This is a genomic window from Serratia sp. LACPHL-BACT-2024-00286 (assembly GCF_043109535.1).
Taxonomy (GTDB): domain Bacteria; phylum Pseudomonadota; class Gammaproteobacteria; order Enterobacterales; family Enterobacteriaceae; genus Serratia; species Serratia sarumanii.
Window position 1 is genome coordinate 46,063 of sequence record NZ_JBICNA010000008.1, and the last position, 25,134, is coordinate 71,196.

The following is a 25,134-nucleotide window of genomic DNA, read 5'->3' on the forward strand; positions in this document are numbered from 1 at the left end:
GTAAAAAAAGCGGCCTTTGGCCGCTTTTTCTATTCGCCCCGGCGTTACGCCTGCGGCGGTACGAAACCGACGGCCTGATAGACCTTCGCCAGGGTTTCCTGCGCGCGCGCGCGGGCCTTGGCGGCGCCGTCGCGCATCACCTGCTGCAGATAGGCTTCGTCGTTGCGGAAGCGGTGGTAGCGCTCCTGCAGCTCACCCAGCATGCCGGAGACGGCTTCCGCCACCGCGCCTTTCAGGTGGCCGTACATCTGGCCTTCGAACTCGGCTTCCAGCTGCGCGATGCTCTTGCCGGTCACGCCGGCGAGGATATCCAGCAGGTTGGAGACGCCCGCCTTGTTGACCACGTCGTAACGCACGACAGGCGGCTCTTCCGAGTCGGTCATTGCGCGTTTGATCTTCTTGGTCACCGCTTTCGGATCTTCCAGCAGGCCGATCACGTTGTTGCGGTTGTCGTCCGACTTGGACATCTTCTTGGTCGGCTCCTGCAGCGACATGACGCGCGCGCCGGATTTAGGAATGAACGGCTCCGGCACTTTGAACACGTCGCCGTACAGCGCGTTAAAACGCTGGCCTACGTCGCGGCTCAGTTCCAGGTGCTGTTTCTGGTCTTCGCCCACCGGCACCTGATTGGTTTGATACAGCAGGATATCGGCCGCCATCAGCACCGGATAGCTGAACAGCCCGGCGTTGATGTTCTCCGCGTAGCGCGCGGATTTGTCCTTGAACTGCGTCATGCGGCTCAGTTCGCCGAAATAGGTGTAACAGTTCAGCACCCAGCTCAGCTGCGTGTGCTCAGGCACGTGCGACTGCACGAAGATGGTGCTTTTTTCCGGATCGATACCGCAGGCCAGGTACAGCGCCAGCGTATCCAGCGTGGCCTTGCGCAGCTTCTCGGCGTCCTGGCGCACGGTGATGGCATGCAGATCGACGATGCAGTAGATGCAGTCGTAGTCGTCCTGCATCTGCACCCACTGCCGCAGCGCACCCATGTAGTTGCCGATGGTCAGTTCGCCGGACGGCTGCGCGCCGCTAAATACGATGGGCTTACTCATGTTTAAATTTCCTGATTCTCTAAAGATGACAGCCCAAGAGCGGGCAACAAATCGGCGAAGCGCTCCAACACCCGATCGGGGTGGCTCAGGGCGATCGATTCGCCGTAGTTATAACCGTAGGTAAAGCCGACGCTCGGGCAACCGGCACCCTGCGCGGCTTGAATATCGTTGCGGGAGTCGCCGACGAACAGCAGTTCATGCGCCCGCAGCCCAAGCTTGCCGAGCACCAGGTACAGCGGCGCCGGATGCGGTTTCTTTTCCGTCACGTCGTCGCCGCCGATCACCAGCGAGAAATAGTCGCCAATGCCCAGCGCCGCCAGCAGCGGTGCCACGAACGGCGTCGGCTTGTTGGTCACCAATGCCATCGGGTAACCGTGCGCGGCCAGTCGGGCCAGCGTCTCTTGCACCTGCGGGAACAGGCGGCTACCGCTGTCGACGGTCTGCGCGTAGAAATGGTCGAAGCGTTCACGCAGCCGGCTGCACTGCTCCGGCGTGCCTTCCGCTTCCGCCCAGCGCAGCGCGCGCTGCACCAGCACGTCGGCGCCGTTGCCGATCCAGGTGCCGACCCGTTCTTCACCCGCTTGCGGCAGGCCCGTCTCTTCCAGCGCCATATCGATGGCGGCCGCCAGACCCGGCGCGCTGTCGACCAGCGTGCCGTCCAGATCGAAGGCCAATGCGCGGATCGCGCCGAAATCAGCCATGGGTAACCTTTGCCAGCTCGCTGCGCATCTCGTCGATCACCTTGCGGTAGTCCGGCTGGCCAAAGATGGCGGAACCGGCGACGAACATATCGGCGCCCGCGGCGGCGATTTCGGCGATGTTGTCCACCTTCACCCCGCCGTCGACTTCCAGGCGGATATCGCGGCCGCTGTCGTCAATCAGCTTGCGCACCTGGCGCAGCTTGTCCAGAGTGCCGTGAATGAACGACTGGCCGCCGAAGCCCGGGTTAACCGACATCAGCAGGATCACGTCGATTTTATCCATCACGTAATCGAGGTAGCTCAGCGGCGTGGCCGGGTTGAACACCAGGCCGGCTTTACAGCCGTGCTCTTTGATCAGCTGAATGGTGCGATCGACATGCTCGGAAGCTTCGGGGTGGAAAGAGATATAAGACGCGCCGGCCTTGGCGAAATCAGGCACGATGCGATCCACCGGCTTGACCATCAGGTGCACGTCAATCGGCGCGGTAATGCCGTAGTTGCGCAGCGCTTCGCACACCATCGGGCCGATGGTCAGATTGGGCACGTAGTGGTTGTCCATCACGTCGAAGTGCACCACGTCGCCGCCTGCGGCCAGCACGTTGGCGGTATCTTCACCTAACCGGGCAAAATCTGCCGACAGAATGGACGGGGCAATCAAAAACTTTTTCATCCGCTTCTCCAAACGTAGGGTCGAGTTGTTATGCGCCGGGGTGCCCCCGGCTTAGCGATACAGCGCCAAAAGCTCGTTCACTTTGCTGCGGCCGAGAATGTTGCGGCTGATCGTGCGGCGCGCTTTCACCACATACAGCGCGGCATGCTGGTACCAGTCGCGCGTCAGCTCGGTATCGTGATTGGAGATCAATACCGGTACCTGGCTCTCTACCGAGAGCTGGTGCGCCAGATGCGCCAGGCTCTGCTGATCGGCGATGCTGAAGCTGTTGGTGTGGTAGGCGGTGAAATTCGCCGTCGCCGACAGCGGCGCATAAGGCGGATCGCAATACACCACGGCGCCGGCCACGGCCTTCGCCATGGTATCGCGGTAATGCTCGCAGACAAAAGTGGCATTGCGCGATTTTTCGGCAAACCAGTAGAGCTCTTCTTCCGGGAAGTACGGTTTCTTGTACCGGCCAAACGGCACGTTGAACTCGCCGCGCAGGTTATAGCGGCACAGGCCGTTATAGCAGTGGCGGTTCAGGTACAGAAACAGCAGCGCCCGGCGGTAAGGCTCGGTGCTAGTATTGAACTCTTCTCGCAGCAGGTAAAACTGATCCGAGTTATTGAATTCATCGGCGAAAAGCGTGCGGGCATCGCGCACGAAGTCATCCGTGCGCAGCTTAACGATGTTATACAGGTTGATAAGATCGCTATTGATGTCGGCGAGAATGTAGGCGTCGTAATCCGTATTCAGAAAGACGGATCCCGCACCCACGAAGGGCTCGATTAAGCAGTCTCCCGCCGGCAGATGGCGACGAATCTCATCTACCAGCGGGTATTTTCCACCAGCCCATTTTAAAAAAGCGCGGTTTTTCTTCATGCCGTCAATTAGCTACTTATACAATTCAGAGCGGCGGATTGTACTCTGTTTCAGACAGCACATCAGCGCACAAATTTAAATGATTTATTTTTTAAGATCTTGCTGCACTTGGTGTACAGGTCGGACCCACGGTTTTTTCGCCTGCACATCCGCCGGCAACGAAGCAATGGCGCGCTTCGCTTCTGCGGAAGACGCATAGTTGCCGCTTACCAGCACGTACCACGGTTTGCCGTCACGCTTGGTGGCGTACACCAGGTAGTTCTGCAGCTTCTGCTGTTTGGCGTAGGCGTTCAGCGTATCGGAACGCGAAGCGCTGCTCAGCTGCAAGGTATAGTGGCTGCCTGGCGCAGACTGCAGCGAACTGCCGCTGCTGGCGACCGCTCCCGCTTTCGCGGTAGAAGACGGCTTGGCAGGCGGCGTATACACCGTGGTCGGTGATTTATGCTGCGTCGCGCTCGGCTTGGCGGCGGTTTTCGCCGGCGTTTTATGCTGTTGCTGCGCGGTGCCCTGCACAGGGCGAGTCGTTTCGCGCGCCGCGGCGCCACTCATCACCGTCGCCGGTGCGGTCGGCAGCGTCGAGGCTGCGCCGGTCATGCCCTGGGTCGCGGCATCCACCTGCCCTTGCTGCTGCGACAGCGCATCCGCCATGTTGCCAGGCAGATCGACGCGCTGCTGCGCACCGCCCTGCTGAGGCTGAGTTTGCGCTTCGGTCGGCGTGCCGGAGATCGGCGGAACGCTGACGTTCTGCGGTTGCTGCGGCTGAGTCGCGCTCACGCCGTTGTTGTCATGGGTATCCGTGGTGCCGCCCGGCACGCCGTTATTGGCGGTGGTCAGCGACGAAGAACCGGACAGGTTGATATCGCGGGCCGCGCCGTTTTGCGCGCCGCTATCCTGAGCCGCTTCATGCTTGGTCGGCGCCTTCAAGGCGGAACCGATGCCGATAATCAGCAGCAACAGCACCAAAATGCCGATGCCGATCATCAAATGCTGGCGCGAAACGGCGAAGCGCGGCGCGGCGGCCGGCTTGCGCGAACGCGTAGGACGACGATCGCTGCTATCAGGTCTGAGATCGTCTTCCGGTTTAAACTCGTCCATCTGAAACCCTCCAACTAGAGGCAAAAGCCCACCACCGTAGACCTACCGTGGCACGGGCAGATTAACCCGATGATGGCAAAGCGACACCCGTCGTGCTCTGCTCACTGTATTAATATAGATGCAAATGGCGGCTAAGCCACTGTTACTTAGTCCGATTTAATTACGCTGCTGCTCAGGCAGGCAGGCGGCGATCGACGCCAACACCAGCTCATGCCCTACGCCGCCGCGCACTTCCGCCGCACCTATCGCGGTCGGCAGCACCAGACGCAATTCACCCGCCAGCACTTTCTTGTCGCGCAGCATGTGTGGCAGATAGGATTCCGGCGTCATTTCCTGCGGCCCGCAGACCGGCAAGCCGGCGCGCAGCAGCAGCGCTTTGATGCGTTCGATATCTTCAACCGAGAACTGGCCGAGACGGCGCGCGGTTTCCGCCGCCATCACCATGCCCGCAGCCACCGCTTCGCCGTGCAGCCATACGCCGTAGCCCATTTCGGCTTCGATGGCGTGGCCGTAAGTATGGCCCAGATTCAGCAAGGCGCGCAGGCCGCTTTCGCGTTCGTCGGCGGCCACGACCTCGGCCTTCAGCTCGCAGCAGCGGCGGATACAGTACGCCAACGCCTGCATATCCAGCGCCATCAGCGCATCGATGTTGTTTTCCAACCAGACGAAGAACTCGCGATCGAGGATGATCCCGTATTTGATGACTTCAGCCAGGCCGGAAGAGAGTTCACGCGTCGGCAACGTTTTCAGGCAATCCAGATCAACCACCACCGAAGCGGGTTGATAGAAAGCGCCGATCATATTTTTGCCGAGCGGGTGGTTGACGGCGGTTTTGCCGCCTACGGAGGAGTCCACCTGCGACAACAGCGTGGTGGGAACCTGAATAAAGCGCACGCCGCGTTGGTAGCACGCGGCGGCGAAGCCGGTCAGATCGCCGACCACGCCCCCGCCGAGGGCGATCAGCGTGGTATCGCGCCCGTGCGGTTTTTCAAGCAGCGCCGAAAACACCTGCTCCAACACCGCCAGAGATTTGTACTGTTCACCATCGGGAAGGATCACCTGATCCACCACGACGCCCCCCTGCTCCAGCACCTGCCGGACACGCTCCAGATAAAGCGGCGCCAGGGTCTGGTTGGTGACCAACATCGCTTGCTCACCCGCCTTCAACGGCATAAAAGAAGCCGGATCGTTAAACAATCCGGCGGCGATGGTAATCGGGTAGCTGCGCTCCCCAAGCGTTACAGTAATTCTCTCCATGTCGCGCTCAGTTCTCTGTATGGTGCGGCGGTGGTTGATCCCCGCAACAGCGGGGAACACAAATCAGTTTTCCGCATTGGCCGACGGCGAACGCGAAAATCGGCAATCAGTTGCTTTCCAGCATGTTGATGATCTGGTTGGCAACCACTTTAGCGCTCTGATCGTCGGTGCGGATGGTGACATCGGCAATCTCTTCATACAACGGATTGCGCTCTTTCGCCAAGGCTTCCAGCACTTCACGCGGCGGAGAATCAACCTGCAGCAGCGGGCGTTTTTTATCACGCTGGGTACGAGCCAGCTGCTTCTCGATCGTGGTTTCCAGATAGACCACCACGCCGCGCGCGGACAGACGGTTGCGCGTTTCGCGCGACTTCACCGAACCGCCGCCGGTCGCCAACACAATCCCTTGTTTTTCCGTCAGTTCATTAATGACTTTTTCTTCACGATCGCGGAAACCTTCTTCCCCTTCCACGTCGAATACCCAGCCCACGTCAGCTCCGGTACGTCGCTCAATTTCTTGATCGGAGTCGAAGAACTCCATATTGAGTTGCTGAGCTAACTGACGGCCAATAGTGCTTTTGCCGGCACCCATAGGCCCAACCAGAAAGATATTGCGTTTCTCTGCCATGTTTTTCGGTATTACTAAGACAATTCGTTAATGTTAACCCGCCCCGCCAATCAAATCAGCGGCGGGACCTAAACTGAAACCTCATGAGCGATAGTGCGAGATCAGACGAAAAATTATCTCAACACTCTTGGTAGTTTGGCAACCGAATAAATCGCAATCCACGCCGCGGGAGGGAAACCATATGTTTTTAACGGCGTCTTGACGCTAACAAAAAACCTCGGTGCTCAATTCGGTAACCCTTGTAAGCTAAATCGGCCGCAGCGTCAAACGCAGATCCCCCCAAGGGGATAAAAAAGTGTATCTGCTCATCAACTTTAGGAGATTTGCCGCCCGGCCGACAGGCAGCCGCTTATCCCTTAATCAGGGTCGGCGTAATGAAGATCACCAGCTCGCGTTTTTTCTGTTGCGCGCCGCTTTGCCGGAACAAGCCCCCCAGCAGTGGTGCATCGCCCAATCCCGGCACCTTGTCCGCCGTCTTGCCGCTATGCCGTTGAAAAATACCACCGAGCACCAGGGTTTCGCCGTTTTTCACCGTGATCTGCGTCTTAATCTCCTGTTTATCGATGGTCAGGGCTTCCCCCGCGCCCCGGCTGATGGCGCGCCCCGGCATATTTTGGCTGATGTGCAGCGTCAGCGTGATGCGTCCGTCCGGCAACACCTTGGGCGTCACCTCCATGCCCAGCACCGCCTCTTTGAACTCGATCGCGGTCGCACCGCTGGCGCCGCTCGACACTTCGTAAGGGATCTCGGTTCCCTGTTTGATACTGGCGGTTTGCAGATGCGCCGTCAGCAGGCGCGGGCTGGCGATGATCTCCACCTGATTTTCCTGCTCCAGCGCCGTCAGCTCGAGGCTCAGCAAACGCCCGCTGATGCGCGCCAGGTGGAAACCGGCGTTCACCGCGCTGCGCTCCAGCGGCAGGTTGACGCCGAGATTGCCCGGCCGCAGCGGCCGCGTCGGCCTGTCGTCGGGCGCCAATCCCCAACGCACGCCGAGTTCACGCAGGCTTTCGCTGTTGATGGTCACGATATGCGCCGCCAGCTGCACCTGTGCCAGCGGCGCGTCCATTTCCGTCACCCGTTTTTTCAACTGCGCCAGGATTGGCGCGGTGTCGCGCAGCAGCAGCGTATTGGTGCGCTTATCCGCCAGCACGCTGCCACGCTCGCTGAGCAAGGCGCCGCGTTGGGCATTGAGGCTTTCGGCAATCTCCGCCGCATCGCCGTTTTGTAACGTCAGGGTGAGGCTGTGCAGCGGTTGCCGCTGCGCCAGCGCTTCTCGCTGCTGTTTTTTTTCCTGCGCGTCCGGCTCCGGGGCGATCAGCATCACGCTCCCCTCCCGCGTCATCGTCAGCTTGCCCATACGCAGAGTCAGCGCCAGCGCCTGAGGCCAGGGCACATTCTCCAGCCGCAGCGTCAGGTTGCCGCTCACGCCGGGCGCGGCGATCAGGTTCATCTGCCGATAATCCGCCAGCGCCTGCAGGATGACCGTCACCGGCGCATCCTGAAACTCCAGGGAAACCCGCTGCTTATCCTGCGCCTGCGCGGCGCCGAGCGCCAGGCACCACAGCGCCACGCCCAATCCAGCGCGTCCTTTCATGGTTTGCCATCCTTGTTGTTGTCCATCATCAGCGAGATGTCGCCCTGGCTCGCCGGGCAATCCGGTTCGGCCGCCAGCGCCGTTAACGTCAGGCTGCGCGCCTGCACCTGCGTCACCTGCCAGCGCTCGGCCAGCACCCGCTGCTGCGGCCGCAGGCGTAGCCATTGCCCCGCCGGCGTCACCACCCAGCCATAGCGCAGCGCCGGGTGCCCGATGACGCCTTTCAGTCGCCAGCCCGCCGGCGATGCCTCCGTTTGGGCACAAGCAGGCAGCGGAGGCGGCGCAAACGGATCGCGCGGCTCAGCGCATAAGGCCCACGGCCATAGCAGCCACCACCAACGGCCAGGTCTTTTACTCATCGGCCTGCTCCTCGGCGGCATCCTGTAAAACCAACCGCGCCGTCATGCCCTGCGGCGGTGTCTCCACGCTCAGCTGCTGGAGGCGCAAATCGGCGGGCAGCGCCTCCAGCAGCACCAGCAAACCGGCGTAGTCAATGCGCAAGCTCAGCGTTTGCCGCGGCGGTTTTTCCTGCCGCTGCCAGCGCAACAGGGCGCCCCCCGCTCGTTGCAGCACGCTCGCCAGATCGCCGGTGGCGATCGGCGCAAGCGGCGCCGCCGGGATAGCGGTTTGCGGCACCTCATCCAGTTGGCGTTGCACCATGGCGATCTGTTGCAACAGGCGCTGTTGCCGCTCCGCCGCGCTTTCCCGCTGACGCCATTCGTCTTGCAGCATCCAGCCGCCGCCCAACAGCGCCAACGCGCCGATGCCCAGCCCTTGCGCCACCAGCAATAGCCAACCCGGCAAGCTCAGCCAGAAGCGCAGCCCGGATGACAAACGGCTATCCATCACGCCCCCAGCGCGCCGCCAGGTGAAAGGAGTACAGGCCGTCTTCGCGTTGCGCCACCTCAGCCAAACGCAGCCGTGGCAACGCAGGCATCCCCGCCAGCCGTCGTTCGAACTGCGTGATGGCCGCAGGAGAGCGGCTCAATCCACGCAGCCGCAGGCCGTTCGCCGCATCGCTGTCCAGCGCCGTGAGCCACAGCGGGGGAGGAACGCTAGAGGACAATTGCTGCAGCAGCTGCAAATAACACCGGTTATGTTGGGCGTTGCTCGCCTGCCGTTCGGCGCGGACGCTGTGCAACGCTCGCTGCGCCCGCTCTTGCTGCTGCTGGCGGACGAGCAACGTCAATGCCGCCAGCTCTTCACCCAGCATCGCCAGCCGCGCCTGCCGCTGCGCCTGTTGATGCCGCAGCTGGCCGGCGATCAGGAACAGTGCCAGCAGCAGCGCCGCTACCTGCAACAGCAGCACGCCCAGCCAGAAATAGCCGCGCCGCCGCTCGCGGCGCTGGCGCCAGGGCAGAAAGTTGACCTGATACATCAGCGATCCTCCTCGCGCAGCGCCAGACCACCGGCCAACGCGAACGCCGAAGGATGCGCAGGCAACGGCGGACGCAGCTGCGTGAAGGCGCTGAGCGGCGACCAACCAAGGCAACCGGCGGGCAAGGCTCCCGCCAGCACGCCGCCGGCATAGACCGGCCGATCGTCGCCCACCGGCATCTGGGCTTGCAGCGCCCGCAGCGCCTGCGCGTCATCGTCGCCCGGCGCCAGACCAAAAGCGAACGCGCCGTCGGCCGGCGCCACCCACAGCCATTCTCGTTCGAGACGGTGCATCAGCCCCGCAGCGGGCGGCACGCCTGCCGCCGTCGCCATCATGCGCAGCGCACAGGGGGTGATATCGACCGCTTGCGGATGCAGGCCAGCCTGACGCAGACAATGCAGCCACTGCTGCAGCTCCTGCCGCCTCGCAGCGGTCAACAGCAGCGCCACCTCATCCGCCGGCGCGGCGCGATAGTCGAGCACCAACGTCTGGCCGTCGAGCGGGAACTGCTTCAAACCGTGGCCACCGATATAGTCGCTGCGTTCCGGCTCGCGCAGCCGCGCGTCCGGCTGCGTCATGCGCTGCTGTAACACGCGTTGCGCCGGCAGAGCAATGCGTAAGGAAATATGTCGCGGCAGCTGGACGCGCCATTGCCGCAGCGCCCGGATCAGGAATTCGGAAGGTTGCAGGCAGCCATCGCGCAAAACCGCCTGCGGCAGCGCCTGCTGCCACCAGTGGCGCAACTGCCAGCCGTTGCGGCGGCGTTGAGCCGCCACCGCCCGCACGCAGTCGATTTGTATATCCAGCCCTACCTGCCATGCTTGAGGGAACATGTTTCGCAAGCCTCCATAACATCAGATGATAAAAGAACATATCCATGTCGCAGGCTTGCCTTTATACTACCGCGCGGTTGTTTATAAACTGCCCAAATGACTTAGAAATGGGAAATCTCAGGTGAAGTTCGTAAAGTATTTTCTAATCCTTGCAGTATGTTGCATCGTGCTGGGAGCAGCCTCGATTTTTGGCTTGTACAAATATGTCGAGCCACAGCTGCCCGACGTCGCAACGCTGAAAGATGTGCGGCTGCAGATACCGATGCAGGTCTACAGCGCCGATGGCGAACTGATCGCCCAATACGGCGAGAAGCGCCGCATTCCGCTGAAACTGGATCAAATTCCGCCGGTGATGGTGCACGCATTCATCGCCACCGAAGACAGCCGCTTCTATGATCACCACGGCGTCGATCCGGTCGGCATCTTCCGCGCCGCCTCCATCGCGCTGGTCTCCGGCCACGCTTCACAGGGGGCCAGTACCATTACCCAACAGCTGGCGCGTAACTTCTTCTTAAGCCCGGAACGCACCCTGATGCGTAAAATCAAGGAAGCTTTCCTGGCGGTGCGCATCGAGCAGATGCTCACCAAAGATGAAATCCTTGAGCTGTATCTGAACAAGATCTATCTGGGTTACCGCGCCTACGGCGTGGGCGCCGCCGCGCAGGTCTATTTCGGCAAAGACGTCAGCCAGCTGACCCTGAGCGAAATGGCGACCATCGCCGGCCTGCCGAAAGCGCCGTCCACCTTCAACCCGCTCTATTCGCACGATCGCGCCGTTGCCCGTCGCAACGTGGTGCTATCGCGCATGCTGGACGAACACTACATCACGCAGGCGCAGTACGATCAGGCGCGTTCCGAAGATCTGGTCGCCAATTACCATGCGCCGGAAATCAGCTTCTCCGCGCCGTATCTCTCCGAGATGGTGCGTCAGGAGATGATCAAGCGCTACGGTGAAAACGCCTATACCGACGGTTACAAGGTTTACACCACCGTCACCAAACGGCTGCAGCTGGCGGCGCAGGAATCGGTGCGCAACAACGTGCTGGCCTATGACATGCGCCACGGCTATCGCGGCCCGTCCAACGTGTTGTGGAAAGTCGGCGAAGCGGCCTGGGATCGCAAACAGATTGTCGATTCGCTGAAAAACCTGCCGAACTACGGCCCGCTGGCGCCGGCGGTGATTACCGCCGCCAACCCGCAGGAAGCGACGGCGATGCTGGCCGACGGCAGCAGCATTGCCCTGCCGATGGCGACCATGCGCTGGGCGCGGCCATATCGCTCAGACACTCAGCAAGGCCCAACGCCGAAACGCGTCACCGACGTGGTGCAGGCCGGCCAGCAGGTGTGGGTGCGCAAAGTGAACGACGCCTGGTGGCTGTCGCAGGTGCCGGACGTCAACTCGGCGCTGGTCTCGATCAACCCGAACGACGGCGCGGTGAAAGCGCTGGTCGGCGGTTTCGATTTCAACCAGAGCAAATTCAACCGCGTCACGCAGGCACTGCGCCAGGTAGGTTCGAACATCAAACCGTTCCTGTACACCGCCGCGATGGATAAAGGCCTGACGCTGGCCACCATCCTGAACGACTTGCCGATCACCCGTTGGGATGCCGGCGCCGGCACCGACTGGCGGCCGAAGAACTCGCCGCCGACCTACGACGGCCCGATTCGTCTGCGGCAGGGGCTGGGGCAATCGAAGAACGTTGTGATGGTGCGCGCGATGCGCGCGATGGGCGTCGACTACGCGGCGGAATATCTGCAGCGCTTCGGCTTCCCGGCGCAGAATATCGTGCATACCGAATCGCTGGCGCTGGGTTCCGCCTCCTTCACCCCGATGCAGCTGGTGCGCGGCTACGCGGTGCTGGCGAACGGCGGTTACCTGGTCGATCCGTACTTCATCACCAAAATTGAAGACGACAACGGCAATACGGTGTTCGAAGCCAAACCGAAAGTGGTGTGCAGCAGCTGCAACCTGCCGGTGATCTACGGCGACACCCACCGCTCGGCGGTGCTGTCCGACGACAACATCGAAAACGTCGCCACCTCGCAGGAAGGCAACAACAGCACGGTGCCGATGCCGCAGCTGGAGCAGGTCACCCCGGCTCAGGTACAGCAGGACGGCGATCAACAGTATGCGCCGCACGTCATCAGCACACAGCTGGCCTTCTTGATCCACGATGCGCTGAACAGCAATATCTTCGGCGAACCGGGTTGGATGGGTACCGCCTGGCGCGCCGGGCGCGATCTGAAGCGTCATGATATCGGCGGCAAAACCGGTACCACCAACAGTTCCAAGGACGCCTGGTTCTCCGGCTATGGCCCGGATACCGTGACCTCGGTGTGGATCGGTTTCGACGATCACCGCCGCGATCTGGGCCGGTCGACGGTATCCGGCGCCATCCCGGATCAAATTTCCGGCGGTGAAGGCGGTGCCAAGAGCGCCCAGCCGGCGTGGGACGACTTCATGAAGACCGCGCTGGAAGGCATCCCGGAGCAGAAAGTCACGCCGCCGCCGGGCATCATCAGCGTCACCATCGACAAGAGCAGCGGCAAGCTCTCTGGCGGTGGCGGCGGCAGCCGTTCCGAGTACTTCATCGAAGGAACGCAGCCGACGGACTACCCATCGCGCGATACCGGCACCACGTTGACCGATCCGGGCGGTGAAAGCCACGAGCTGTTCTGATCGAAAAGGGCCAGAGAAATCTGGCCCTTTTTTTGTTCGGCGCGAAGCGTATCAGCGCGATGCGCGCAAAAACGCCTCGGAGAGGAACAGCGCGCTGACGTTGCGCGCCTCACGGAAATCCGGTTCCGCCAGCAGCGCCATCATGTTGGCGATCGGCCAGCGCACCTGCGGCAGGGGCTCTGGTTCATCCCCTTCCAGGCTCTGCGGATAGAGATCGTGCGCCAGCACGATATTCATTTTGCTGGAAAAGTAGGATGGCGCCATCGTCAGCTTGCTGAGAAAATCAAAGCGCTTCGCGCCGAATCCCACCTCTTCCATCAGCTCGCGGTTGGCCGCCTCCAGCACGCCCTCACCGGGATCAATCAGCCCTTTCGGGAACCCCAGCTCATAGGATTCGGTGCCCACCGCATATTCGCGGATCAGCAGCAGATCATCGCCAATCACCGGCACGATCATCACCGCTTCGCGATCCGAAGGCCGCATGCGCTCATACACCCGCCGAACCCCGTTGCTGAATTCCAAATCGACCGACTCGACGTTGAACAAACGCGAACGCGCGACCGTTTCCACTTTCAGAATTTTAGGTTTTTGCAGGTGTTTATCCATGATTGCCTCAAAAAGGTTACCCAGACGTGGACGGGGCAACCGAAATAATGATTGGCGTAACGCACGGCTCGTAGGCGCTCAAACGCTGACCAAATTCGATCCTGATCACATTGTGCGTTAAGGGCAAGCTCCGCCGCAACGCGCATGAGCAGTAATTTACTTTCTTTTAACAAGCGTAGCCAGCGGCCGGCGATTTTCCGTACTGATTCAGCAAACAGCGTGCAAGAAAATAGGATAATGCCGATATCGACGGCAGAGGCCGGTTGCTAGTATCACGCAGGCAAGAATCAGTGATAAAATGGCCTTGCGTCATGAAGGAATGAGATCCAGAGCGAGAATCTGTTTGTTCCCTCATTAGTTCTGGGTGCCTCCTGGCGGTTTACTCCGTATAATATTCAGCTTTTCATCAGGTTGGCGAAATTCACGGTGTGAGATGGGGATTGCATGAGCACAATAGTGTTGATATTGGCCTTAGTGCTTGTCTGTCTGATTGCCGCCGGTCTGTACCTGTGGTTCAAGGCCCGCAACCCGTCGGCGCTGGCGCACGCGCTGCCGTTTATCAAACCAGCCCACCGCAAGCTGACCGACGAAGAGCGCGCCGCGGTCGAATTCTACCTCAATCAGCAAAACAAGCTGAGCAACAAACTGTTGCCCGGCGGCGGCGCTACGCTGCCCGCGGCCAAGCTGGCGCTCACCCCGCAAAGCGATAACGTTTATCCCGTCACGCACGCCATCACTCGCTACGGGCTGGCCAGCGACGATCCCAATAAATGGCGCTATTACCTCGACGCTGAAGAGGTGCATCTGCCGCCGTTCTGGGAGCCGTATATCACCGCCGACAACCATGTGGAAGTGATCAGAACCCAGACGCTGCCGCTGGTGATTTCGCTCAACGGGCACTCGCTGAAAGATCATATCCACGACCGGCCGCAGCCGCCGGTGGTGACCGCCGCGCCGACCAAAAACGCGTCCATCCGCAAGGAGGAGAGCGAGCATGTCGAGCTGGTCAATATTCGCAAGGAAACGCCGGAAGAGCATGCGCTGAACCGGCCGAACGGCATCCGTGAAGCCGTTATCATCTCCGTTGCGCTGCTGCTGCTGTTCTTCAGCCTGATAAGCCCGGTGCTGGTGATCCCCTGGATGATTTTCGTGGCGGTGCTGATGATCGCCTGGGGATGCTGGAATCTGTTCCGTCGCCCGGCCTCACGCGAGCTGAAGGAGATCCACTGTCTGCGCGGTACGCCGAAGCGCTGGGGCCTGTTCGGCGAATCCGGCCAGGGGCAGATCAGCAACATTTCGCTCGGCATCATCGATCTTATCTACCCGCCGCATTGGCAGCCTTACCTGACGCAGGACCTGGGCAAGACCACCGACGTGGACGTCTACCTCAATCGGCAGGTGGTGCGCCAGGGGCGCTTCCTCTCGCTGCATGACGAAGTGAAGAACTTCCCGCTGCAGCAGTGGGGCCGCAACGCGGTGCTGGTCGCCAGCTCGGCGCTGGTGCTGCTGTTGCTGCTGATCTATATCCCGCTCAACCTGCCGCTGACCCTCAGCATGGCCTGGCTGCAGGGCGCGCAAAAAGTGGAAGTGACCAGCGTACAGGCGCTGGAGGCCACGCCGCTGCGCATCGGCGACACGCTGAAAGTGCGCGGCAGCGGCATGTGCTATGTGCCGCCGCCGGCCAACGGTGGCGGCGCCGCCAATTTCGCGCCGTTCGACTGCTCCGGCATCTATTGGAACAACGCCGCCCCGCTGCCGCAGCCGGAATCGGAAGTCATAGACAAAGCGACGGCCCTGCTGGCTACGGTCAACAGCCAGCTGCATCCGAGCGGCGCCGATCAGAAGGTCAACCCGCAGTTGGCCAGCGCCATCGAGAAATCCGGCATGATCCTGTTGGATGACTTCTCTGATATCGTTCTGAAAACACAGGATTTGTGTCAGGCAGAAAATGACTGCGTGCGGTTGAAAAACGCCCTGGTCAACCTGGGTAATGCCAAAAACTGGAGCGGCCTGGTGAAACGCGCCAGATCCGGCGCGCTGCAAGGCGTCAACGTGCTGCTGCGCCCGGTGAGTGCCGAATCGCTGGACAGCCTGACCAAAGTGGCCACGTCGTCGTTCATCTTCAATGAAACGCGTCTGGCCGCCGCGGCGCTCAACAGCCCGCCGCCGGGCGGTTTCCTGATCCGCAGCGACGAAGGCCGCCAGTTGGTCAGCCACCCGCAATCCTCGGCGCCGCAGAGCGAATACAACGCCCTCGACCAGTGGAATGAGCTGCAGCGCCTTTCCACCCTGCTGCTGCATACCCCGTTCCAGGCGCAGGGGGTGATCACCAGCCTCAGCGTCGACGCCAACGGCACCCGCCACGTGGCGCTGCACAGCGAACCGGACATGATCACCCTGTGGCGCTACCTCGGTACCAGCCTGCTGTTGCTGGCGGTGGTCATCAGCCTGGGCTATAACGCCTGGCGGCTGGTGCAGCGTCGGCGCATCAATCAGCACCGCGTCGCCGATATCCAGCGTTACTACGACAGCTGCTTCAATCCGCAGCTCAATCCGATGTCGATGCGGCCGATGGCCTGAACCTGGCGTCGGGGCCTCCGCCCTGTCATCTGCTTATGCTACGCTAACGCTATTATTCTCATCTGCGGACCGCCCGTCGGTCCGCCCGTGGAGTTTTTATGGTTCCCGAGTTTGATTGGCCGCAGATCGATACCGTGCTGCTGGATATGGACGGCACCTTGCTGGATCTGGAGTTCGACAGCCACTTTTGGCTCAGCCTGGTGCCGCAGGCGCTGAGCGAAAGGCGCGCCATTCCGTTCGACGAAGCCCGCAATATCATTGAGCGGGAATATCAGGCGGTGCAGCACACCATGAACTGGTATTGCTTCGATTACTGGAGCGAGCGGTTGGATCTGGATATCTACCGCATGACCAGCGAAGTGGGCAGCCGCGCCCGGCTGCGCGAAGACACCGAGCCGTTTTTACAGGCGCTGCGCGACGCCGGCCTGCAAACCATTTTGCTGACCAATGCGCATCCGCACAGCCTGGCGGTGAAAATCGAGCATACCGGCCTCGATCGGCACCTTGATTTATTGTTTTCCACCCACACATTTGGTTATCCGAAAGAAGATCAGCGTCTGTGGCAGGCGGTGCAGCAGCACACCGGATTCAATCCGCAGCGCACGCTGTTCGTCGACGACGGCGAGCCGATCCTCGACGCGGCGCGCGCTTTCGGCATTCGTTACTGCCTGGGCGTGCAAAACCCGGACTCCAGCACGGCGGAAAAAAGCTTCCAGCGCCATCCGTCGATGCGCGACTATCGCCTGCTGATACCGGCGCTGGCCAAGGGGGAAGCATGAAGGAAAAAGCGACGCGCGACGACGCGGTCCGGCTGGACAAGTGGCTGTGGGCCGCACGCTTCTACAAGACCCGCGCGCTGGCGCGCGAAATGATCGACGGCGGCAAGGTGCATTACAACGGCCAGCGCGGCAAGCCGAGCAAGATTGTCGAACTCAACGCCGAGCTCAAGCTGCGGCAGGGTAACGAAGAACGAACCGTGATCGTGCTGGCGCTGAGCAGCCAACGCCGCGGCGCCGGCGAGGCGCAGCAAATGTATCAGGAAACCGAAGCCAGCATCGCCAACCGCGAAAAAATGGCGCTGGCGCGCAAGATGAACGCGTTGACCATGCCGCATCCGGACCGCCGTCCGGACAAAAAGGAGCGGCGCGACCTGATGAAATTTAAATTTGGTGAGCCGGAATAACCCCTCACCGCAATGAGAGAAGATTATGTCCAACCATGACCAATTGCACCGTTACCTGTTTGAAAACTACGCGGTGCGCGGCGAGCTGGTTACCGTCAGCGAAACCTATCAGCAGATCCTGAATAATCACGACTACCCGGCGCCGGTGCAAAAGCTGCTGGGCGAGCTGCTGGTCGCCACCAGTCTGCTGACCGCGACCCTGAAGTTCGACGGCGACATCACCGTGCAGCTGCAGGGCGACGGCCCGCTGAAGCTGGCGGTGATCAACGGCAACAACCGCCAGGAGATGCGCGGCGTTGCGCGCACCCAGGCGCCTATCGCCGACGACAGCACCCTGCATCAGATGATCGGCAACGGCGTCATGGTCATCACCATTTCCCCGACGGAAGGCGAGCGCTATCAGGGCGTGGTCGGCCTGGAAGGTGAAACCCTGGCCGAGTGCCTGGAAGCCTACTTCCGCCAGTCCGAACAGCTGCCAACCCGCCTGTTCATCCGCACCGGCGAAGCGGAAGGCCACGCCGCGGCGGCCGGTATGCTGCTGCAGGTGCTGCCGGCGCAGGACGGCAACCTCGATGATTTCGATCATCTGGTGCAACTGACCAACACGGTAAAAAGCGAAGAGCTGTTCGGCCTGCCGGCCAACGAAGTGCTGTACCGCCTGTATCACCAGGAAGAAGTCACCCTGTACGAACCGCAGGACGTGCAGTTCCGTTGCACCTGTTCACGCCAGCGTTGCGCCGACGCACTGCTGACCCTGCCGACCGACGAAGTGGCGGACATGCTGGAGCAGGACGGCAATATCGACATGCACTGCGACTACTGTGGCAGCCACTATGTCTTTGACCCGGTTGATGTTGCCGCCTTGTATGCGGGTAATACCGGAGAAAGCGACAGGTTACACTAAGTTATACCCCCTTCGGCGGGCGCGCCCGGCGCCCGCCAACGCCCGCCGTTTGCACGTTTGCTTTTTTCCGTGTGCTATCTCTCAGATCGTAACGAAATACCGCCTAAAACGTTAAATATTTGATACCCATCGCTGTTACGCACCGTTAGATCCCTACAATTGCCGCCAGAAATTCTGTGACCAAGGAGTAGTAACATGCGCGTTAAAGGTATAACCCCTCAGGATCTGGCCGCTTACGGCATTCACGACGTTAGCGAAATCGTTCACAACCCGAGCTATGAACTGCTGTTTAAGGAAGAAACAGACCCATCTCTGGAAGGTTTTGAGCGTGGGGTAGTCACCAAGCTGGGTGCCGTCTCCGTCGATACCGGCATCTTCACCGGCCGCTCGCCGAAAGACAAATACATCGTCCGCGACGACATCACCCGCGATACCGTGTGGTGGGCCGATCAGGGCAAAGGCAAAAACGACAACAAACCCCTCAGCCCGGAAGTGTGGGCCGATCTGAAACACCTGGTCACCGAACAGCTTTCCGGCAAGCGCCTGTTCGTGGTGGATACCTTCTGCGGCGCCAACGCCGACTCGCGCCTGAAAGTGCGCTTCATCACCGAGGTGGCCTGGCAGGCGCACTTCGTGAAAAACATGTTCATCCGCCCGAGCGACGAAGAGCTGGCTGACTTCGAGCCGGACTTCGTGGTGATGAACGGCGCCAAATGCACCAACCCGAACTGGCAGCAGCAAGGCTTGAACTCGGAGAACTTCGTCGCCTTCAACCTGACCGAGCGCATGCAGCTGATCGGCGGCACCTGGTACGGCGGCGAAATGAAGAAAGGCATGTTCTCGATGATGAACTACCTGCTGCCGCTGAAAGGCATCGCCTCGATGCACTGCTCGGCCAACGTGGGCGAGAAAGGCGACGTGGCTGTGTTCTTCGGCCTGTCCGGCACCGGCAAAACCACCCTCTCCACCGACCCTAAGCGTCAGCTGATCGGCGATGACGAGCACGGCTGGGACGACGACGGCGTGTTCAACTTCGAAGGCGGCTGCTACGCCAAGACCATCAAGCTGTCTGAAGAAGCCGAGCCGGACATCTACCACGCCATCAAACGCGACGCGCTGCTGGAAAACGTCACCGTGCTGGCCGACGGCAGCATCGACTTCAACGACGGTTCGAAAACCGAGAACACCCGCGTTTCTTACCCGATCTACCATATCCAGAACATCGTCAAGCCGGTGTCCAAGGCGGGTCACGCCACCAAGGTGATCTTCCTGACCGCCGACGCTTTCGGCGTGCTGCCGCCAGTATCGCGCCTGACCGCCAACCAGACTCAGTACCACTTCCTGTCCGGCTTCACCGCCAAACTGGCCGGCACCGAGCGCGGCGTCACCGAACCGACGCCAACCTTCTCCGCCTGCTTCGGCGCCGCGTTCCTGTCGCTGCACCCGACGCAGTACGCCGAAGTGCTGGTGAAACGCATGCAGGCCGCCGGCGCCCAGGCTTATCTGGTCAACACCGGCTGGAACGGTACCGGCAAGCGCATCTCGATCAAAGATACGCGCGGCATCATCGACGCCATCCTGAGCGGTGAAATCGACAAGGCGGAAACCGTCACCCTGCCGATCTTCGATCTGGCGATGCCGACCGCGCTGCCGGGCGTGAACCCGGAAATCCTCGATCCGCGCAATACCTACGCCAGCCTCGAGCAGTGGCAGGAAAAAGCGCAGGATCTGGCCGAGCGCTTCATCACCAACTTCGACAAATACACCGACACACCTGCGGGCGCCGCGCTGGTCAGCGCCGGCCCTAAGCTGTAATTCGGTAGCGTTACCTCTTCAGCTAAGGCGCGGATCCCGCGCCTTTTTTTATTTTCAGCGATTGCTTTTTAACCAGCAAGGCGAGAAAATAAGTCAATGCAATCATTGATAGCAAAGGAGGTTTCAATGGCTACTATCACCGTCAGAAATCTGGACGACGAAATCAAAGAGCTGCTGCGTATTTCAGCGGCGAAAAACGGCCATTCCATGGAAGAGGAAGCGCGCATGATCCTGAAACAGGCGCTGGTGAAAAAGCCGCCGCGCTATGGATTGGGTACCTGGATGCATCAGCACTTCGCCGAATTCGGCGGCGTTGAACTGGAGATCCCACCGCGTGACGCCGTGCCACCACGCATCGTCACCTTTGATGATGAAGATGACAACGCATGATCATTCTCGACACCAACGTCATTTCAGAAACGCTGCGCCCCAGCCCGTACTACAACGTCATTAACTGGCTAAATGAAAAGGACAATGACGATCTCTATCTAAGCGCCATTGTCCTGGCCGAACTGTTCAGCGGCGTCGCCTGCATGCCTGACGGCAAGCGCCAGCGGGATCTCAAGCTCAAATTGGCGGACGCTCTTGAATTGAAGTTCGAGGGGCAGATATTGCCGTTTGATGGGCTGTGCGCGATGCAATACGCGGAATTGACGGCAAGGAATCGGCTGCTGGGTAAAGCGATGAGCGTGCCGGATGCCCAAATCGCCGCCACCTGCCTGCATTACGGCGCCGCCCTGGCTACCCGCAATACCAAAGACTTCCTCCACTGCGGCATCGAGTTAATCGATCCGTGGCAGGCGCCGACCGGCCGTCGGTTGCATGAGGATGCGGCGGAATACTACGTGATGAGCAGGAAGTCCTGACGGGGCCGCAACGACGCGGCCCGCGCCAAGCGCGTCAGGCGTTTTCCCTGGCGGTTTGATGGCCGTTGGCCGACTCTTTTTTCTCCATCGGCAACGGAATATACGCGCGGATCAAGAGCCCGCCGCGTTCGCTGGTGCCGATTTCCAACTCACCGTCGTGCGCATCGATAATACGCTGCACGATCGCCAGCCCCAGACCGGTGCCGCTGGTGCTGCGCGCGCTGTCACCGCGGACGAACGGCTGCAGCAGGTGCTTCAACTCTTCCGGCTTGATGCCCGGGCCGTCGTCTTCCACCTGGAACCAGCCGCGCTGCAGCTCGCGGCCGCTGCTGACCTTGATCCAGCCGTTGCCGTAACGCGCCGCGTTCACCACCATGTTCACCGCCGCCCTCTTAATCGACAGCGGGTGCACGTTCATCATCAGCTCACCCGGCGACAGCGCGGTTTCAATCACCCGCTCATAGCCGCTTTCCGCCGCGACCACCTCGCCCAAAATGGCGTTCAGATCGCTGCTTTCGGTCGGCATCTCCTGCCCGGTGCGCAGATAATCGATGAACTGCTCGATGATGGCGTTGCACTCTTCGATGTCTTTATTGATCGACTCGGCCAGATAGCCGTCTTCGGCGCTCATCATCTCCGTCGCCAGCCGGATACGCGTCAACGGCGTGCGCAGATCGTGGCTGACCCCGGCCATCAGCAAGGTGCGGTCATCCGCCAGCTGCTTGACGCCCGACGCCATCTGATTGAATGCGCGAGTCACCGACCGCACTTCGGAAGCGCCATACTCGCGCAGCGGCGGCGGAATAATCCCCTTGCCCACCTGCAGCGCCGCATGTTCCAGCTCCACCAGCGGGCGGTTTTGAATGCGGATAAACAGCCAGGCGCCGCCGATCGCCAGCAGCATGATCGCCAGCGTATAGCGGAACAGCGGAGAGAAGTCGCCCTGGTGGATTTCCGTCAGCGGCACGCGCACCCAGATATCGGGCTGCAGCCAGGTTTTCAGCCACACCACCGGGGAGTTCTTGTTCACCTCCACCCGCACATCGGTCGGCCCGCCGAGCTGCTGCGCCATCTGCTGGCTGAGGAACTGGTAGTGCTGCGCCCAGCGCAGGCCGCTCTCCTCCGCCGCCGAGTTGGTGTAGAGAGAGATGCCCAGTTCGCGGTAAATCTCGCGGCGGAACGCCGGCGGCACTTCCAGCAGCGTGCCGTCCTCCAGCTGCAGCCGATCGGTCATCAGCATACGCACTTCGTAGGCCAATACCTTGTTGAACTGCTGCAGGCTGGGCAGGATGGCGAAGTTCAGCACCACCAGATAGGTCGTCACCAGGCTGACGAACAGCAGGGTGACGATCAACAACAGGGTTCGGGCAAACGAGCTACGCGGTGAAAAGCGCAATCGCCTCATGCCTTGCTGCCGTCCGGGACGAACACGTAGCCGAGACCCCAAACGGTCTGGATATAACGCGGATGCGCCGGATCTTCTTCCACCATGCGGCGCAGGCGAGAGATCTGCACGTCGATGGAGCGCTCCATGGCGCTGTATTCGCGGCCACGCGCCAGGTTCATCAGCTTATCGCGCGACAGCGGTTCACGCGGGTGGCTGACCAGCGCCTTCAGTACCGCGAACTCGCCGCTGGTCAACGGCATCGGTTCGTCTTCGCGGAACATCTCGCGGGTGCCGAGGTTCAGTTTGAATTTGCCGAACGCGATCACCGCTTCTTCCTGCGAAGGCGCGCCCGGCAGCTCGTTAGCCTGGCGGCGCAGCACTGCACGAATGCGAGCCAACAGCTCACGCGGGTTAAACGGTTTAGGAATGTAGTCGTCGGCGCCGATTTCCAGCCCGACGATGCGATCGACCTCTTCACCTTTGGCGGTGACCATAATGATCGGCATCGGGTTGCTCTGGCTGCGCAGGCGGCGGCAGATGGACAGGCCGTCTTCGCCCGGCAACATCAGATCGAGCACCATCAAATGGAAGGATTCACGGGTCAGCAAGCGATCCATTTGCTCAGCGTTGGCAACGCTGCGAACCTGGAAGCCCTGCTCGGTTAAATAACGTTCCAAAAGTGCGCGCAGGCGCATGTCATCATCGACAACCAGGATCTTATGATTCTCTTGCATGGTATTACTCCCAAAGGCTTTATTGCCTGACTCGAATATTGTTAGAAAACCTTGCCATTTGAGACAGCGTTTAATGGTATGTATTCTAGACGAAATTGTTACAAAGCTTATTCTTTTCCCCATTTATCAACAATTTTCAGTGAATGTCGACGGGGGTTCGTCAAAATATCGCCCTTTATCAGCGCAATGTGGGGCCGCGGCCCAATTTTACGCAATTTCGCCACCGGCAAACCGCACGGTGGCGTTTTGACGGCGAGTCAGGAAGTCTGCAGGAAACGCGCCAACTGCCGGCGCAGCTGCCGGTTCTCTTGCTGCAGCGCCTCAACCCGATCGAGCAACGTCAGCGCCATGGCGATCCCCGGCCAATCCAGATCCAGCTCGGCCCGCAGCCTGCGCGCACGCTGCAGATGGCTCAGCGCCGGGTAGTCGAACTCCCAGCTCGGCTGCGCCGGCTCCAGCGGCACGATCACGCCCAGGCCAACGATCTCGACCAGCTCATCCTCTGAAATCTCCACCCGTTGGCACAGTTCCACCACGGTGAAAGTGATCTCTTTCTTCATCATGTGCTTTACTCCCATTCCGCGCGCGGGTTGAACGCCGCCTGTTCAGCCAGTTCTCGCCACAGGGCGCTGGCCTTCTCGTTCGGCTTCGGCGGCATCACCACCTTGAGAATGACATACAGGTCACCGGGCTCTTTCTTGCCCGCCAGCCCCTTGCCCTTGACCCGCAGCCGTTTGCCGCTCTGGCTACCGGCCGGCACGGTCAACGCGATTTTTCCGGTCAGCGTCGGCACCTCAATGCTGGCGCCGAGCGCCGCCTCCCACGGGGCGAGCGGCGCCACGATGCTCAGGTTGTGGCCGTCAATCTCGAACAGCGGGTGCGGCGCGAGGCGGATGACCAGATACAGATCGCCGTTCTGGCCGCCGCCCACGCCGGCCACGCCCTGCCCCTTGAGGCGAATGCGCTCGCCGTCGCCCACCCCGGCCGGGATTTTCACGTTCAGCGTTTTGCTGGCTTCGCTCACCTGCCGCCCCAGCTCGTCGTACACCGGCAGCTTGTAGGAGATCTCGCGGCTTTGGCCATGCAGCGTTTCCTCGAGGAACAGCGGCACCTCCATCTCCAGATCCTGGCCGCGGAAGCCATGCCCGCCGTGCGAGTGCGAAGCGGAGCGATGCCCGCCCGCCGCACGCCCGCCGAACATGCTTTCGAAGAAATCGGAGAAGTCTTGCGCGTCGGCACCGCCGCCGTGCCATGAAGCGCTCTGCTGATAGCCGCCGCGATCGCCGCGCGCCTGGCGGCCAAAGTTCGGATCGTTGCGGTGCAGCCGGATCTGATCGTACTCGGCGCGGCGCTCTTCGTCCTTCAGCACCTCATAGGCTTCGGCCAGCTCCTTGAATTTGCTCTCGGCGTCTTCTTCGGTGCTCACGTCAGGGTGATATTTACGCGCCAGCCGGCGGTAGGCCGTTTTGATGGTTTTCAGATCGGCGTTGGGCTCAACGCCCATCGTTGCGTAGTAATCTTTAAATTCCATGCGGTAATACCTTCAATGTGTTGGGTTGTGCGCCAAAATTCCTTGTCTCTCTCGCCAGATATCCTCCTTTCGTCACATTCCTTTTCCGCTATCGCTAAGCATACTCCCGATTGTTAAAAGCTGCGCAAACTGAATAACAACCGTGCGGCAACGCGCAGGCCCGCGCGCCATTTCTAAAGCCCCCCGCATTCACGTACACTGTGGCGGTGGCCCCATAAAGATAAATCACCATGAGAACTCAACTGATAACCCGTGAAGGGTATGACAAGCTCAAACAAGAGCTGGATTACCTCTGGCGCGAAGAACGCCCCGAGGTGACCAAGAAAGTGACCTGGGCCGCCAGCCTGGGCGACAGAAGCGAAAACGCCGACTACCAGTACAACAAGAAGCGGCTGCGCGAGATCGACCGCCGCGTCCGCTATCTGACCAAATGCCTGGAGCAATTGAAGATCGTCGATTACTCCCCGCAGCAGGAAGGCAAGGTGTTCTTCGGCGCCTGGGTGGAGGTGGAGAACGACGACGGCGAGACCAAACGCTTTCGCATCGTCGGTTACGACGAGATCTTCGGCCGCAAGGATTACATCTCCATCGACGCGCCGATGGCGCGCGCCCTGCTGAAAAAAGAGGTCGGCGACGTCGCCACCGTCAATACGCCGCTGGGCGAGGCGCAGTGGTACGTTAACGAGATAGACTACCCGAAGTAAGCTTTCAGCTTTTTCCGAACCGCCGCCAACGCCGCCGCCTGCGCAGTTCTCCACGTGGCGGCCGCGCGGCGG

26 protein-coding genes are annotated in these 25,134 nt (G+C 60.8%); 9 read left to right on the plus strand and 17 right to left on the minus strand.

Annotated elements, in window-relative coordinates; all coding sequences use genetic code 11:
• Positions 1-44 precede the first annotated feature (44 nt).
• From trpS to pilM, 12 genes are all read right to left on the minus strand, one after another.
• Positions 45-1,052 carry a tryptophan--tRNA ligase gene (gene trpS / locus ACF8MC_RS21370; RefSeq protein WP_025304534.1) on the minus strand — a complete coding sequence of 336 codons (1,008 nt, stop codon included), beginning with the start codon at positions 1,050-1,052 and terminating at the stop codon, positions 45-47.
• Between the two features lie 2 nt (positions 1,053-1,054).
• Complete coding sequence (locus tag ACF8MC_RS21375) at positions 1,055-1,753, minus strand: phosphoglycolate phosphatase (protein ID WP_015379295.1); 699 nt, start codon at positions 1,751-1,753, stop codon at positions 1,055-1,057.
• On the minus strand, positions 1,746-2,423 hold the full coding sequence (gene rpe, locus ACF8MC_RS21380) for a ribulose-phosphate 3-epimerase (protein WP_004930320.1): 678 nt from the start codon (positions 2,421-2,423) through the stop codon (positions 1,746-1,748). Before rpe ends, ACF8MC_RS21375 begins: the two co-directional genes overlap by 8 nt.
• 51 nt (positions 2,424-2,474) lie before the next feature.
• Positions 2,475-3,287, minus strand: a complete 813-nt coding sequence (dam, locus tag ACF8MC_RS21385) for an adenine-specific DNA-methyltransferase (RefSeq protein ID WP_004930319.1) — start codon at positions 3,285-3,287, stop codon at positions 2,475-2,477.
• Between the two features lie 84 nt (positions 3,288-3,371).
• Positions 3,372-4,382 carry an SPOR domain-containing protein gene (locus tag ACF8MC_RS21390; RefSeq protein ID WP_033636298.1) on the minus strand — a complete coding sequence of 337 codons (1,011 nt, stop codon included), beginning with the start codon at positions 4,380-4,382 and terminating at the stop codon, positions 3,372-3,374.
• 156 nt (positions 4,383-4,538) lie between these two features.
• The gene (gene aroB, locus ACF8MC_RS21395; RefSeq protein ID WP_033636299.1) at positions 4,539-5,639 is read right to left on the minus strand and encodes a 3-dehydroquinate synthase; all 1,101 of its coding nucleotides are present in this window, start codon (positions 5,637-5,639) and stop codon (positions 4,539-4,541) included.
• A gap of 106 nt (positions 5,640-5,745) precedes the next feature.
• The gene (gene aroK / locus ACF8MC_RS21400) at positions 5,746-6,267 is read right to left on the minus strand and encodes a shikimate kinase AroK (RefSeq protein WP_004391482.1); all 522 of its coding nucleotides are present in this window, start codon (positions 6,265-6,267) and stop codon (positions 5,746-5,748) included.
• A gap of 349 nt (positions 6,268-6,616) precedes the next feature.
• Complete coding sequence (gene hofQ / locus ACF8MC_RS21405; protein WP_080298851.1) at positions 6,617-7,861, minus strand: DNA uptake porin HofQ; 1,245 nt, start codon at positions 7,859-7,861, stop codon at positions 6,617-6,619.
• Positions 7,858-8,220 carry a HofP DNA utilization family protein gene (locus ACF8MC_RS21410; RefSeq protein WP_039569179.1) on the minus strand — a complete coding sequence of 121 codons (363 nt, stop codon included), beginning with the start codon at positions 8,218-8,220 and terminating at the stop codon, positions 7,858-7,860. Before ACF8MC_RS21410 ends, hofQ begins: the two co-directional genes overlap by 4 nt.
• Positions 8,213-8,707, minus strand: coding sequence for a hypothetical protein (locus tag ACF8MC_RS21415; RefSeq protein ID WP_039569176.1), 495 nt, complete (start codon positions 8,705-8,707; stop codon positions 8,213-8,215). The genes ACF8MC_RS21410 and ACF8MC_RS21415 overlap by 8 nt, the downstream gene beginning before the upstream one ends.
• A complete protein-coding gene (locus tag ACF8MC_RS21420; RefSeq protein WP_041037015.1) occupies positions 8,700-9,239 on the minus strand; it encodes a PilN domain-containing protein in 540 nt (179 codons plus the stop codon). The genes ACF8MC_RS21415 and ACF8MC_RS21420 overlap by 8 nt, the downstream gene beginning before the upstream one ends.
• The gene (gene pilM / locus ACF8MC_RS21425; protein ID WP_033649326.1) at positions 9,239-10,072 is read right to left on the minus strand and encodes a type IV pilus biogenesis protein PilM; all 834 of its coding nucleotides are present in this window, start codon (positions 10,070-10,072) and stop codon (positions 9,239-9,241) included. The genes ACF8MC_RS21420 and pilM overlap by 1 nt, the downstream gene beginning before the upstream one ends.
• A 121-nt stretch (positions 10,073-10,193) precedes the next feature.
• Between pilM and mrcA the strand changes: the two genes are divergently transcribed.
• Positions 10,194-12,752 carry a peptidoglycan glycosyltransferase/peptidoglycan DD-transpeptidase MrcA gene (gene mrcA, locus ACF8MC_RS21430; RefSeq protein ID WP_033654851.1) on the plus strand — a complete coding sequence of 853 codons (2,559 nt, stop codon included), beginning with the start codon at positions 10,194-10,196 and terminating at the stop codon, positions 12,750-12,752.
• Between the two features lie 51 nt (positions 12,753-12,803).
• Here the strand turns inward: mrcA and nudE are convergent, their stop codons facing one another.
• Positions 12,804-13,358: an ADP compounds hydrolase NudE gene (gene nudE, locus ACF8MC_RS21435; protein ID WP_033636306.1), complete on the minus strand. Its 555-nt coding sequence runs from the start codon at positions 13,356-13,358 to the stop codon at positions 12,804-12,806.
• A gap of 444 nt (positions 13,359-13,802) precedes the next feature.
• Here nudE and ACF8MC_RS21440 point away from each other — a divergent pair, with 444 nt between their 5' ends.
• The 7 genes from ACF8MC_RS21440 (at position 13,803) to ACF8MC_RS21470 (ending at position 20,706) form a co-directional block, all read left to right on the plus strand.
• Positions 13,803-15,938, plus strand: a complete 2,136-nt coding sequence (locus tag ACF8MC_RS21440) for an intracellular growth attenuator family protein (protein ID WP_033649328.1) — start codon at positions 13,803-13,805, stop codon at positions 15,936-15,938.
• Positions 15,939-16,036: 98 nt separating this feature from the next.
• On the plus strand, positions 16,037-16,717 hold the full coding sequence (gene yrfG, locus ACF8MC_RS21445; RefSeq protein WP_033636308.1) for a GMP/IMP nucleotidase: 681 nt from the start codon (positions 16,037-16,039) through the stop codon (positions 16,715-16,717).
• Positions 16,714-17,121 (plus strand): ribosome-associated heat shock protein Hsp15, encoded by a 408-nt coding sequence (hslR, locus tag ACF8MC_RS21450; protein WP_033636309.1) that lies wholly within the window; start codon positions 16,714-16,716, stop codon positions 17,119-17,121. Before yrfG ends, hslR begins: the two co-directional genes overlap by 4 nt.
• A 25-nt stretch (positions 17,122-17,146) precedes the next feature.
• Positions 17,147-18,025, plus strand: a complete 879-nt coding sequence (gene hslO, locus ACF8MC_RS21455) for an Hsp33 family molecular chaperone HslO (RefSeq protein WP_033636310.1) — start codon at positions 17,147-17,149, stop codon at positions 18,023-18,025.
• 195 nt (positions 18,026-18,220) lie between these two features.
• Entirely contained in the window at positions 18,221-19,840 is a 1,620-nt protein-coding gene (gene pckA / locus ACF8MC_RS21460) for a phosphoenolpyruvate carboxykinase (ATP) (RefSeq protein WP_015379308.1), read from the plus strand.
• Between the two features lie 126 nt (positions 19,841-19,966).
• Complete coding sequence (locus ACF8MC_RS21465) at positions 19,967-20,230, plus strand: plasmid stability protein (RefSeq protein WP_004930730.1); 264 nt, start codon at positions 19,967-19,969, stop codon at positions 20,228-20,230.
• A complete protein-coding gene (locus ACF8MC_RS21470; protein ID WP_033636311.1) occupies positions 20,227-20,706 on the plus strand; it encodes a type II toxin-antitoxin system VapC family toxin in 480 nt (159 codons plus the stop codon). The genes ACF8MC_RS21465 and ACF8MC_RS21470 overlap by 4 nt, the downstream gene beginning before the upstream one ends.
• A 34-nt stretch (positions 20,707-20,740) precedes the next feature.
• Here ACF8MC_RS21470 and envZ read toward each other — a convergent pair whose 3' ends face one another.
• From envZ to cbpA, 4 genes are all read right to left on the minus strand, one after another.
• Positions 20,741-22,111, minus strand: a complete 1,371-nt coding sequence (envZ, locus tag ACF8MC_RS21475) for a two-component system sensor histidine kinase EnvZ (RefSeq protein WP_033636312.1) — start codon at positions 22,109-22,111, stop codon at positions 20,741-20,743.
• The gene (ompR, locus tag ACF8MC_RS21480) at positions 22,108-22,827 is read right to left on the minus strand and encodes a two-component system response regulator OmpR (RefSeq protein WP_004709363.1); all 720 of its coding nucleotides are present in this window, start codon (positions 22,825-22,827) and stop codon (positions 22,108-22,110) included. Before ompR ends, envZ begins: the two co-directional genes overlap by 4 nt.
• 257 nt (positions 22,828-23,084) lie before the next feature.
• Positions 23,085-23,390, minus strand: a complete 306-nt coding sequence (locus ACF8MC_RS21485) for a chaperone modulator CbpM (RefSeq protein ID WP_033636313.1) — start codon at positions 23,388-23,390, stop codon at positions 23,085-23,087.
• 5 nt (positions 23,391-23,395) lie between these two features.
• Complete coding sequence (gene cbpA / locus ACF8MC_RS21490) at positions 23,396-24,358, minus strand: curved DNA-binding protein (protein WP_033636314.1); 963 nt, start codon at positions 24,356-24,358, stop codon at positions 23,396-23,398.
• A 230-nt stretch (positions 24,359-24,588) separates the two neighbouring features.
• On the opposite strand from cbpA, the gene greB reads away from it, so the two are divergent.
• On the plus strand, positions 24,589-25,062 hold the full coding sequence (gene greB, locus ACF8MC_RS21495) for a transcription elongation factor GreB (RefSeq protein WP_033636315.1): 474 nt from the start codon (positions 24,589-24,591) through the stop codon (positions 25,060-25,062).
• Positions 25,063-25,134 lie beyond the last annotated feature (72 nt).